This is a genomic window from Sulfurimonas sp. HSL-1716, assembly GCF_039645975.1.
GTDB classification, from domain to species: Bacteria; Campylobacterota; Campylobacteria; order Campylobacterales; family Sulfurimonadaceae; genus Hydrocurvibacter; species Hydrocurvibacter sulfurireducens.
On record NZ_CP147918.1, the window covers coordinates 1619323 to 1631479 of the forward strand.

12 protein-coding genes are annotated in these 12157 nt (G+C 41.9%); 4 read left to right on the plus strand and 8 right to left on the minus strand.

Features of this window, described 5'->3' with window-relative positions:
* Nucleotides 1–405 precede the first annotated feature (405 nt).
* The 4 genes from trpC to WCY03_RS08280 are packed head-to-tail and all read right to left on the minus strand — an operon-like array spanning nucleotide 406 to nucleotide 3515.
* Nucleotides 406–1194: an indole-3-glycerol phosphate synthase TrpC gene (gene trpC, locus WCY03_RS08265; protein ID WP_345991947.1), complete on the minus strand. Its 789-nt coding sequence runs from the start codon at nucleotides 1192–1194 to the stop codon at nucleotides 406–408.
* Nucleotides 1191–2459: a hypothetical protein gene (locus WCY03_RS08270; protein ID WP_345991949.1), complete on the minus strand. Its 1269-nt coding sequence runs from the start codon at nucleotides 2457–2459 to the stop codon at nucleotides 1191–1193. Before WCY03_RS08270 ends, trpC begins: the two co-directional genes overlap by 4 nt.
* The gene (locus tag WCY03_RS08275) at nucleotides 2452–2832 is read right to left on the minus strand and encodes a YkgJ family cysteine cluster protein (RefSeq protein WP_345991952.1); all 381 of its coding nucleotides are present in this window, start codon (nucleotides 2830–2832) and stop codon (nucleotides 2452–2454) included. The genes WCY03_RS08270 and WCY03_RS08275 overlap by 8 nt, the downstream gene beginning before the upstream one ends.
* Nucleotides 2820–3515: a methyltransferase gene (locus WCY03_RS08280; protein ID WP_345991955.1), complete on the minus strand. Its 696-nt coding sequence runs from the start codon at nucleotides 3513–3515 to the stop codon at nucleotides 2820–2822. Before WCY03_RS08280 ends, WCY03_RS08275 begins: the two co-directional genes overlap by 13 nt.
* A gap of 51 nt (nucleotides 3516–3566) precedes the next feature.
* Between WCY03_RS08280 and kdsB the strand changes: the two genes are divergently transcribed.
* Nucleotides 3567–4286 carry a 3-deoxy-manno-octulosonate cytidylyltransferase gene (kdsB, locus tag WCY03_RS08285; protein ID WP_345991957.1) on the plus strand — a complete coding sequence of 240 codons (720 nt, stop codon included), beginning with the start codon at nucleotides 3567–3569 and terminating at the stop codon, nucleotides 4284–4286.
* Between the two features lie 35 nt (nucleotides 4287–4321).
* On the opposite strand, the gene rpsO is transcribed toward kdsB, so the two are convergent.
* Entirely contained in the window at nucleotides 4322–4597 is a 276-nt protein-coding gene (gene rpsO / locus WCY03_RS08290; protein WP_345979151.1) for a 30S ribosomal protein S15, read from the minus strand.
* Nucleotides 4598–4761: 164 nt separating this feature from the next.
* Here rpsO and WCY03_RS08295 point away from each other — a divergent pair, with 164 nt between their 5' ends.
* Genes WCY03_RS08295 through WCY03_RS08305 form a run of 3 tightly spaced genes read left to right on the plus strand, consistent with a single transcriptional unit; the run spans nucleotide 4762 to nucleotide 8460 of the window.
* On the plus strand, nucleotides 4762–5166 hold the full coding sequence (locus tag WCY03_RS08295) for an Rrf2 family transcriptional regulator (protein WP_345991959.1): 405 nt from the start codon (nucleotides 4762–4764) through the stop codon (nucleotides 5164–5166).
* A 3-nt stretch (nucleotides 5167–5169) separates the two neighbouring features.
* The gene (gene flhA, locus WCY03_RS08300) at nucleotides 5170–7350 is read left to right on the plus strand and encodes a flagellar biosynthesis protein FlhA (RefSeq protein WP_345991962.1); all 2181 of its coding nucleotides are present in this window, start codon (nucleotides 5170–5172) and stop codon (nucleotides 7348–7350) included.
* Nucleotides 7351–7380: 30 nt separating this feature from the next.
* Entirely contained in the window at nucleotides 7381–8460 is a 1080-nt protein-coding gene (locus WCY03_RS08305; protein ID WP_345991965.1) for a phosphoesterase, read from the plus strand.
* On the opposite strand, the gene WCY03_RS08310 is transcribed toward WCY03_RS08305, so the two are convergent.
* From WCY03_RS08310 to tyrS, 3 genes are read right to left on the minus strand one after another with little or no spacing between them, the layout of a single operon-like run.
* Entirely contained in the window at nucleotides 8457–9845 is a 1389-nt protein-coding gene (locus WCY03_RS08310; protein WP_345991967.1) for an N-acetylmuramoyl-L-alanine amidase, read from the minus strand. The genes WCY03_RS08305 and WCY03_RS08310 overlap by 4 nt on opposite strands.
* 7 nt (nucleotides 9846–9852) lie before the next feature.
* Nucleotides 9853–10944 carry a nitronate monooxygenase gene (locus tag WCY03_RS08315; RefSeq protein ID WP_345991972.1) on the minus strand — a complete coding sequence of 364 codons (1092 nt, stop codon included), beginning with the start codon at nucleotides 10942–10944 and terminating at the stop codon, nucleotides 9853–9855.
* The gene (gene tyrS / locus WCY03_RS08320) at nucleotides 10944–12146 is read right to left on the minus strand and encodes a tyrosine--tRNA ligase (protein WP_345991974.1); all 1203 of its coding nucleotides are present in this window, start codon (nucleotides 12144–12146) and stop codon (nucleotides 10944–10946) included. Before tyrS ends, WCY03_RS08315 begins: the two co-directional genes overlap by 1 nt.
* Nucleotides 12147–12157 lie beyond the last annotated feature (11 nt).

Below are 12157 nucleotides of genomic sequence, written 5' to 3' on the forward strand. Positions count from 1 at the left end.
AAAAGTAAGCAAAAACTCTGCAACGGCTTCGAGCTCGCCATAGGCGAGTTCCCAAGAAAGAGCAAATCCATTCCTAAAAATGCAAAACTCACTTCGTTCAAACACGTTGCATTTTCTTTACGTCATTACTTTACTATTTCTTGGCTCTGCAGATGTTGCACCGACGTGGCAATTGTATCGGCTGTTTTGTGTCACTTTGGATTTTAGTCTTTTTGACCGAGAGCAAGCGTGAAAAAAATCAAACTGTTTGAGGAAGTGTGCGACCGAGTTTTTGATTTTTAGCTGGAACGACCGAAAAAAGGCGTTAAAAAATCCAACTCGTGACACAAGCTTTTTTGCATACTTTTTTTGCGATAAAAAAAAGTATGCGAGAAGTCTTACATATAAGAAAAGAGAGTAAAGAACTTACTCCCCGTATTTTAGCTTCTTAAGAGCACCTTCCACATCATCTTGACGCATCAAAGACTCACCTACCAAGAACGCATCCACACCTGCCTTGCTTAAGTCTTCAAGCTGTCCGTGCTCATAGATACCGCTTTCTGCGACTATGATCTTGCCGTTTGGAATAAGCGGGATAAGCTCGTACGAGAGGTTCATGTTCATCTCGAACGTCTGCAGATTTCTGTGGTTTATTCCTATGATATCCGCACCCGCATAGATGGCTTTTGTAAGGTCGGTTTTGTCATGGACTTCTACCAATGCTTCCATCCCGAGATGGCGGGTATAGTTTAGCAGCTCTTTGAGATCTTTTTTAGAAAGCGCGGCAGCGATCAAAAGAATGAAATCGGCTCCAAATACCATAGCCTCTAAAATCTGATACTTTGAGATGATAAAATCTTTACGAAGCAACGGGATACCCACATAGCGTCTTATTCCGGCGAGATATTCGATATCTCCCTGAAAGAAGTGCGGTTCTGTCAAAACGGAAATAGCACTCGCTCCCCCTCTTTCGTACGCCTGTGCTATCGCCAAAGGGTCGAAATCTTCGCGTATAACCCCTTTTGAAGGACTTGCTTTTTTTACTTCGCTTATGATCCTGTACGGGTCTTCTTCTGTTGATTTCAGATACGGCACCACGTCTCTGGGTGCTCTTGCATTAAAAGCAAGAGAGCGCCCGAGCCAGTCAAGACTGAACTCCTTCTCTCTTTTTTCTAGGTCTTCTTTCGTTCTTTTTATGATATCGTCTAAAATCATCTACGCTTTTTTTCCTTTATACACTGATTTATCGCTTCATAATGCTCTTTAACTTCCGGTTCTTTCAAACCTATCTCTTTTACGACTTTATTTATGATTCTTTTTGCCGTTTTACACTTGTGAAGCTTATAATACCCCCAAGCAAGGGAATCCAGATAGTATGCTGAATTTGGCTCTATTTTTAGAGCCTCTTTAACATAAGATATCCCCTCTTTTATATGCGTGTTATGCTCTATCATCAAGTAACCGAGATAGTTGAGATACTGTGGTCTAGGATCTGACTGCACGGCTGTTTTTAGATCTTCGAGTATTTCATCGATACTTTTTTTATCGCCTTTTTTATCGAGACTCTCATATCTATAGATGGCACTTTGTGCCAGATACTGCGGATCATAGTTCTGCATATAAAGTTTTTTTGCCAAGACGGAAGCCTTTGCGTAAAGCTTCGCTTCGGAATACAGCTGCAGCAGCAGATCGTCGTCACAACCGCAGTCTTCTAAAAATATCATCAGTTTTGAGTACTCTTTTTTGTACCCGTAAAGCTTTATGATATTTTGAGCGATTTTATCGGAAGGGTCGAGTTCATAGAGTCTCAGATATGTGGCAAGCATCCCGTCCACATTGTTCTCATTGCTGTAAAATCCCGCCAGCCTGAGACAGATGAGCTTTGAGCAGCCGTGTATCCTGATATGCGACTCAAGATATGCAAGCGCTTCGTTCTTTTTTTGAAGGTTCACATATAAGATGATCGCCATCTTGTCGAGTATTTTTTCGTTATAGTTAACGTTATAAGCACTTTCAAGATATTTTAACGCCGTTTTAAAATGGTTCTGTTTTACATAGATATTGCTGACTAAGATATAGTCATCGGGTTCTTTTGTTTTAGTGACCAACTCAAGCGCTCTGTTTTTCGCATCTTCGAGCCTGTCAAGATCGACCAGTGCCAATATCTCGTATCTTCTAAGTACCGCATCGTCGGCAAATTTTTTTTGATATTTTACGGATCTTTGTAAAAGCTTTTTATACTGATGCGAATCCAGCAGTCCCAAAAGCGATCTGTAGAGATACTCTTTTTTCCCCGATTTTTCATATATCGTATTAAACAGAGACGCCGAGGAGTTATAATCCCCTATTCTCTCGGCTTCAAGTGCAAATACCGTATATCTGTCTTCGCCTTCAAAAGCTTTTTGGTTCGGCTTGACGTCACTGCTGTGACATCCGATAAAAAACACTGAAACAAGTATGAAAAATATAACTTTAGTCATCTGATATCCCTGGACACTCTTGTTTTACTTCATCTACTCTCTGTCTAAAATAATCCCAAAAAGGGAATGTTCTGCATTGAGTCGGTCTGGCCTCATATATACTGCATCCGTTCATTTTTCTGTCAAAAAATATACAGTCGTTGGAACCTTCGTACACTACCTCTTTTATGGAGTATCTATACCCTTTTTTATAAAGATATTTCTCGATAAAACTCTGCGTATCGAGTCGCAGCAGTGCTGCGATGTTCACTATCTCGTCTTGTGTAAGATAGATATAGCCGCTCTCGCCGGTACAGCATCTCCCTTCGCAGGTCTCACACTGTGAAGGGTCAAAAGCGTAAGAGAAGCCCTCTTTTCTTATTAAATCTGACATTTTATGCTGTTTGTCCCCGCTTTTTCATATACTGACTCCGAAGCTTTTGAAAATCTGTCTCCGTCAAAAGCTATGAAAGGCGGCAGTACATTTAAAAGTGATTTAGAATTTTTTCTTACATGCAGCATTACCAGCGATGCACTTCTGTCTATCTTTGAATGTACGAATTGTACATCAACTACTCTTAATTTTGCTTCAGAGAGCAGAGCGCAGATAATTGCGAACTGTTTTGCATCGTAACAAAATATAAAATGCCCCTTCGGTGTTAAAAGCTTTGCTACTCTGCCGAAAAACTGTTTTAACGGGAGGTTCACGTTGTATCTCGCATGGTAAAGCATCTCATCTTCACTTTTTGATGCGCCCTCGTGATAAAAAGGCGGGTTTGAGATGATATAGTCAAACCCCTTTTCATCCTCATACTCTAAAAAATCCATATGGTGTATATTATAATTTATTTCGTTTGCTTTTGCGTTTTTTTCGGCATATTTTACAAATATCTCCTGCTTTTCAACGGCATGGAGCTCGACTTTTTGATTATCTCTTGCTACTAAAAGTCCTACAACTCCGCATCCGGCACCTACATCGAGCATCCTTCCGCGCGGATGAAAAGAGTCTATAAACTTATACAGATATAAAGAATCGCTATTGTAACAATACCCTGATTCGGGCTGATAAAGTGTCATAAAACACCCTTTTTTGATATAATTTCCGTAATTATACACTAAGGCGGTTAAATGATAATCATCCCGGCACGTTTGGCGTCCACGAGATTTCCTCAAAAAGTTCTGGCAGATATCGGCGGTCTGCCGATGGTCGTTCGCACGGCAAAAGCAGTAATGTCTGTAGACGACGTAGTCGTTGCGACCGATGACGAGCTTATACTCTCTACCTGCAAAGATCACGATATCAAAGCCATGATGACCTCGACCACCCATAAAAGCGGAACGGACCGTATTAACGAATGTGCACAGCTTTTGGATATCGCAGATGATGAGATCATCATAAACGTACAGGCAGATGAGCCTTTTATTGAAACAGCCGTAGTCAAAGCACTCATAGACAGGCTTGACACGCTTAAAAAGAAAAACGAACCTTTCATCATGGGAAGCTGTTATAACGCTATTAACAAAGAAGCTGCACAGGATCCAAATCTTGTAAAAGTAATACTTGACGATGCAAACAACGCCATCTATTTTTCAAGATCGCCTATTCCCTATGACAGAAGCGGAGATGCAAGCTATTTCGGGCATATCGGAATCTACGGATTCACGAAAAAGAGTCTGTATGAGTTTTGCAATCTGAGCGATGCTCCGATAGAAGATATAGAAAAGTTAGAGCAGTTACGTGCGATCTATCATCAAAAGAAGATATCGATGGTAAAAGTTTCGAGTACGGGATTTGGTATAGATACCGAGGAAGATCTAAAAAAAGCGAAAGAGATATTTTTAAAATAGTCCGGTTAACGGACTATTTTTATACAAGTAGTTACTTATATGTTGTCGCGGATACCGAGGTCTGCAACAAGTTTATTGTAAGCTTCTCTGTTTTTAGCTTTGAAGTAACGCATCAAACGACGACGTTGACCGACAAGTTTTAGCAGACCTAAACGAGATGCATGATCTTTTTTAAACACTTTAAGGTGAGAAGTCAACTCTTCAATACGGTTACTTAAAAGTGCGATTTGAACTTCGCTTGAACCCGTATCGTTTTCACTACGTCCGTACTTAGCAATAATTTCTAATTTTTTAGCCGAATCTAAAGCCATAATAGCCTCCTGAATGGTATAATAATCTAGCTTTTAAAAGCCGAAGCGAAATTATATCTAAAATTTCTTCAATCTCCTATACCCGGCTTAAATAAATTAGACCCCGTAAAATATTTTTTTAGATATAATACCTATAATTTATACATTTTAGGAAACCATCATCTATGTTAATGACACGCGCGAGCGAATACGCTCTTTTATCTTTGGTTGTTTTGGCGAAAGCTTCCGGTCCTATGGATTCGGATACTTTGTCAAAAGAGCTTGACATCTCCAAAAGTTTTTTATCAAAAATACTGCAGTCTCTCACAAGACATCATATCCTCCAGTCATTTAAGGGAGTAAACGGCGGATTCGAACTTATCAAAAACAGTAAGGAGATAACCATCTTGGAGGTCATGTGTGCCGTAGAGGGAAAAAGTCCGGCGGTTTTTGATTGTTCGCCTTCCATAAACTCCTGCCCTGCGGATAAAGCCAAGGTATGCTCATTATGGCCGTTTTTAAACAAACTTCAGGGGAAAATCGACGATTTCTTAGATACGCTCACCATCGAAGATCTTATAGAAGAGTGACATTTGGAAAAAAAAGTACCTTTTAGAAAACAGATAAGCCAATCTCTTAATTTTTTAATCGGTCAACGCGATTTAAGTGTAGTATTTTTTGTCGTCGCCATTATTGCCATCATCATCGTTCCTCTTCCGAGCGGTGTACTTGATCTGATGCTTACCATCTCTATGGCGATCGCGGTTTTAATACTTCTCATATCTCTTTACATACCAAAACCGACCGATCTGACGACATTTCCGACCATTATTCTTATCATCACTCTTTTCAGGCTTTCTCTAAACGTCGCCACAACAAGGATGATTCTCAGTCACGGGAACGAAGGTCCTCAGGCGGTGAGTGATATCATCACCAGTTTCGGACAGTTCGTCGTGGGCGGAAACTATGTTATAGGGATCATCGTCTTTACCATCCTTGTCATCATCAACTTTATGGTCATCACCAAAGGTGCGGGAAGGGTTGCAGAGGTCGCTGCACGTTTTACCCTCGACTCGATGCCCGGTAAACAGATGGCAGTCGATGCCGACTTAAACGCCGGACTCATAGATGACGAACAGGCAAAAGAAAGACGTGCGGAAATTCTTCAGGACGCAAACTTCTACGGAGCCATGGACGGTTCGAGCAAGTTCGTAAAAGGAGATGCCGTTGCGGGTATCATCATCACGCTTGTAAATATCATCGGCGGATTTCTCATAGGAGTGTTTCAGCATGATATGACGGTCGCAAGCAGTGCTTCGACATTTACCATACTTACCATCGGAGACGGACTTGTCGGGCAGATCCCCGCACTCATCGTATCGACTGCGACGGGTATTATGATCACCCGTTCATCAAGCGACGGAAGCAACTTTGCCGAAGGTACCATCAAACAGATGATGGGAAGTGCAAAGAATATGATCATCGTCGGCGGGATCATGATCATGTTTGCACTCGTTCCCGGTCTTCCGACAATATCTATGGGCTTTGTCGGTCTAGTATTTTTGGGGCTTGGATACGCTCTTTACAAGTATGACTTGGGAGAACTCACCATCTTGAACGCTCTTTCGCCTTCAAGCAAAGAGAAAGAGGAAAGCGAAGAGAAAACCTCAGCCGCGTCTGCTCAGACGAAAACGGCGGCAAAATCAAATGAAGAGATCGCAAAAGAGGAGGAAGCGGCACTTGAAGATATCTTGAAAGTAGAGATGCTTGAACTCACGTTAGGCTATCAGCTTATCCGTCTTGCCGATGCCGCACAAGGCGGTGATCTTTTAGAGCGTATCCGCTCTATGCGCCGTAAGATAGCTGCAGACTTCGGTTTTTTAATGCCTCAGGTTCGTATACGCGATAATCTGCATCTCAAACCAAACCAGTACCAGATACTTTTAAAAGGTATCTCTATCGGAGAGGGAACGATTGTTCCCGATAAGTTCTTGGCGATGGACAGCGGAATGGCGACGGGCGATATCGACGGAGAGCCGACAAAAGAACCGGCATTCGGTCTTGATGCCCTGTGGATATCACCGGGACAAAAAGAGGATGCCATCATCAACGGCTATACCGTCGTAGATCCTGCGACCGTTATCTCCACTCATATGAGCGAGCTTGTCAAACGTTATGCCGAAGACCTGCTCACCCGTCAAGAGGTACAGTCTCTCATCAACAAGATCAAAGAGGATTATCCCGTTGTCGTCGACGATGTACTTAAAGTCGCAAGCATCGGGCTTATTCAAAGGGTATTCAAATCACTTTTACATGAAAAGATACCGCTTAAAGATATGCTGACGATCTTAGAAACCGTCGCAGACATCGGTGAATACACTAAAAACATCGATATCATTACCGAACAGGTCCGTGCAAAACTCTCCCGGGTGATCACACAAATGTACGCGGGTGATAACGGCATCATCCATCTGCTTACATTCTCGACTGCAAGCGAACAGATGATGCTTGAAAAATCAAATGAAAAAGACGGCATAAGAAATCTTATGCTCAATGTCGGCGAAATAAACAACCTTATCCAAGCAACGAGTCAAAAAGCGACCGAAGTCCTGCAAAAAGGGATATCTCCTGTCATCATCATAGTCGATCCGCAGCTGCGCCGTCCTGTTGCCGAGATTTTTGAAAGATTCAGCCTTGATGTCGTAACGCTTTCTCACGCAGAGATAGACTCAAACGCAAAATTCGAAGTAATGGGTTCTATCGATATAGCCTAGACTTCGCGTAAACCTAAAAAAGGAAAAAAATTGAACATACAAAATATATATCATCTCTCGCATACGGATCTTGACGGCTACAGCTGCCAGCTTGTCATGAGCTACACTCCGCATAATATGAAAAGCTATAACGCCAACTACGGTGCAGAAGTGAAAAGCAGACTCGAAGAGATACTAGATGATATCAAAGCAAACGACAAAAGCGCCCTTATCCTTATAACGGATCTCAATCTGACGATGGATGAAGCAAAATGGCTGGATAGAGAAGTGATCCAATTGTGCGACAAAGGCAGAGATATAAAGATCCTTCTCTTGGATCATCATGGAAGCGGACAGGACAGTGCGAACAAATTCGACTGGTACTATCTCGACACCACAAGATGCGCTACAAAGATTACTTACGATTATGCAAAAGAGAATTTTGAACTAAACGAAACATCTTGGATGGAAAAATTCGTCGATATCGTAAATGCCGTCGATCTCTGGAAACAGGAGGAAGTATTTAACTTTGAATTCGGAAAGGTCTGTATGCGTCTTATTTCCGAAACGAGAGAGTTAAACCGCGTAACTTTCGGAGATGACGACAGATTTTATAAACTTTCGCTTTTACAAAAAGCCGTCGAATTTATAGAAAATGAAAAAGCGAATATCGCATTAGACGACGCTATACATATGATGAAAAAAGAGTTTTTTAAAGAAGATGAAGACGACACGCTGGATAATCTTTCAACTGCATACATCGTAAACCTTCTGGGTCAAAAAACAAATATTATGACGATATATTACAAAGGCTACAAAGGATTCCTAAGCTACGGCGTGGGCAACACTTCCATCGTTGGAAACGGTTTTTTGACAAAGTTCGATGATTATGACTTTATAGTCGACGTAAGTTACAGAGGCACGATGAGCTTTCGGGCAAACAACAAGGTAAGCGTCTCCGAAATCGCAAAAGAGTGGGTGGACGGAGGCGGACATCCCAATGCCTCGGGCGGACGTATCATAGGCTTTAAAGAGCAGTACAGATACGCCAAAGTAAAAGAGCAGATACAAAAGCTCATAGCAGATAAAGAAGCCGTAGCCGGAAACTTGGAGTATAAGAAAGAGGACTAATTATTTATAAAATAACTCTCGACGCCGTTGGCGATCCCCTCGGCCAAATGCTTTTCATATGTTTTGTTGACAAGTTTTTTTGCTTCTTCGGGGTTTGTAATAAATCCTACCTCGACCAGAACAGCCGGCATCTGCGCACCTACTAAGACCCAAAACGGCCCTTCGCGCACACCTGCATCTATGACGCCTTTGTGATGCTTTCTTAAATTGCCGAGCATTCCCCGCTGCAGATCTATTGCCAGTTTGTTTGATGCAATTCGGTTTAGATTTGTCGTAAACTTCAAAAACGTCGTTTTACCGTAACCGTTCATATCCGAAAGATCGGCGGAGTTCTCCAGCTCCGCGACCGATGTCGCTCTTGCACTTCTCGAAGGTGAAAGAAAATATGTCTCTATACCGCAGGCTTTCTCAGCTTTTGAACTGCAGACGGCATTTGCATGAATGGATATAAAAAGATCGGCATCTTTTCTATTCGCGTATGCCGTACGTTCTTTTAGTTTTATGAAAATATCTCTGTCTCTTGTCATATAAACCTTATATCCGCGCTTTTTAAGAGTCTGTGTAAGCTCTTTGGCGATAGAGAGAACCAGATTTTTTTCATAATAGTGTCTATATCCGATAGCACCGGAGTCTTTTCCTCCATGACCAGGATCCACTACTATTATCTTGTTCGTATGCGTATTGTATTTTTTCGGCAAGGTTCTAAGAGTGCTTTTATTGAAAACCTGCTTCTCTGTTATCAGCAAACTGATGATCAGATCATTTTTATCTACGGTGAAATGCAGGTTCAACTTTTCTCTATTTTCAAATACCAGTCTTAACGTCTTTGGATTATATTGGTTTAATTTGATCCTGGATACGCCTTTTTTAACAAGAACTTTGCTTTTGGAGATCGAAGAGGAACTTATATCAAATACATACCTGTATCTGTTTTTTTTACTGTCATGAAGTACAAAGTATTTGATCTGACCGTTTTTAAGCACGGTATCGAAACTTAGAACAAGATCATTGCCGTCCCATTTTACGGATTTTACTCTTGAGAGCGGTTCGAGCTTAACAGTCTTTGTTTTACTTCTTGTATCGCTTTTTGATACTTTATAGGTATTATGCGAGTTTATTTTTTTCAGCTCGTCCGAATATTGGGAAACATCTATGTGAAGTTCTTTACCTGTAACCACTATGCCGTTTAACGATTTTATTTTCAACGACGAGTCACCGCTTATAATCGAACGAAGATAGAGATTCTTGTAATCGTTATATGCTCTAAAAAGTTCATTGGTTTTACCGGATCCGGCAAGCCCCTCGGCTCTTTTTAATATATCTTGATTTGTCGATGCACCGAGCAAAGATACCAATAAAAAAAGGGAAGAGAAGAATCTAAACATTCAAATTTTATTCACCGTTTACCAATTTGTCCATCAACTCTTTTACTGAGATAAGTTCGTTCAAACGATAGCCGTTCGTTCCCGAAAAGAAGAGTCCAAACTCAAGATCTCCGTTATATGCGTCACTGAGTCTGTCCGCTATACAAAACCCGACCTCTTTTGCTTCGACTCCGCGATGACACGGGGCGACACAGTTTGAGATACACTTGATCACGGGACCTTCTCTTTTTTCTACGAGAGATGTGAGGTTCGTCTTTACGCCGCGGGCAGGATAACCGACAGGTGAAGACATAAGCTGTATATCTTCCTCTTTCGCGTTTAAGAGTACTTCTTTAAAGTTTTCATGTGCGTCACATTCGTGCGTACCGATGAATCTTGTACCCATCTGAACGCCTGCAGCTCCTAGTGCCATCATCTCGTCGATATCTTTTTTATCCCAGATACCGCCTGCTGCAAAAACGGGAATGTCGCCCCATTTTTTCGCTTCTTCCACTACCGGTGCCACAAGATTTTCCAATTGAAACTCTTCCATTGCACACTGTTCATAGGTAAATCCCTGATGGCCTCCGCTTTTTGGACCTTCCAGTACAACGGCATCGGGAAGACGGTTGTATCTTTTCTGCCATCTTTTGCAGATAATGGCAAGAGCTTTTGGAGAGGAAACGATGGGTACCAATGCGACATCGGGGTATTCTTCGGTAAACTCGGGCATATTCGTAGGAAGTCCCGCACCCGTTATGATGATATCGATCCCGGCTTCGCATGCATCTTTTACGACACGTCCGTAATCATTGATGGCATAGAGGATATTTGCTGCCAGAGGTTTATTGCCGCATATCTTTCTGGCGTTTTTGATGATCGCTGTCAATCCCTCTTTTGAATAAAAATTTTCAGCCTCCAAGGGTCTTTGCGAAACAAGACGTTTTGCATAGGATTTATCTTCATAATAACCCGTACCGACTGCGCTTATAACTCCAAGACCTCCCTCTTTGGACACGGTTCCCGCCAGTTTATCCCAGCTTACACCGACACCCATGCCTCCTTGAATGATAGGTCTCTTTATTTTATATTTTCCTATTTGTACAGATTTATAACTCATCACTTCACCCTTGCTTTTGCGAATTTTCTTTTTCCAACTTGTAAGACATACTCGCCGCTTTGTATCTGTAACTGCTCGTCTTGGACTTTATCTTGGTCTATTTTAACAGCACCTTGCTTAATATCTCTACGCGCTTGGGAAGTTGACGGTTCCAATTTACATTCGACTAAGGCTTTGGCTATCCAGATCGGTGATTCGGATAGTTCGAACTCTTCGATATCCGTCGGTATCTCGTTATTTGCATGTACTCTTTCAAATTCAGCTTTTGCCTGCTCTGCGGCATCTTTTGAATGAAATCTTTCTATGATCTCCAGTGCCAGATCCTCTTTGGCTGCTTTAGGGTGGATCGAACCTCCGTAAACACCTTTTTTAAGCGCCTCTATCTCGTCAAGAGTCTTTGAGCTCAAAAGCTCGTAATATCTCCACATAAGCTCATCGGAGATACTCAGCACCTTACCGAACATATCGTTTGGTTCATCCGCTACGCCGATATAATTGTTTAAAGACTTGCTCATTTTCTGAACACCGTCTAGTCCCTCTAAGATAGGCATCATCAAGACCGACTGCTCTTTTCCTATCTCATACGCCCGCTGAAGATGGCGTCCCATCAAAAGATTGAACTTCTGATCGGTTCCGCCTATCTCGACATCGCTTTTTAGATGAACACTGTCATACCCCTGCAAAAGCGGATAGATGAACTCACTAATAGATATGGAAGTTCCGCTTTTGTATCTTTTATCAAAATCATCACGTTCAAGCATTCTGGCTACGTTAAAAGTGGTTGTAAGAGAAAGCATTCCCGAAGCACCGAGCGCGTTTATCCATTCTGAGTTAAATACGACTTGTGTTTTCTGCGGATCGAGTATCTTAAATACCTGATCTTTGTAGCTTTTTGCGTTTTCTTGTATCTCTGCCGCACTCAGAGTCTTTCTTGTGACGCTTTTTCCGGTCGGATCACCGATCTGTGCCGTAAAATCGCCGATCAAGAACTGTATTTTCGCTCCATATTTTTGAAATGTAGCCAATTTTTGCAGCAGTACCGTGTGCCCCAAATGAAGATCCGGAGCAGTCGGGTCAAAACCTGCTTTTACGCTGTAGGTTTCACCCTTTTCAAAATAGTTTTTTACCAATTTTTCTATATGCTCGTTATCTATTATTTCTGCACTGCCGCGACTTATCTCTCTTAACGCCTCTTGTATCATCTCTATCCTAA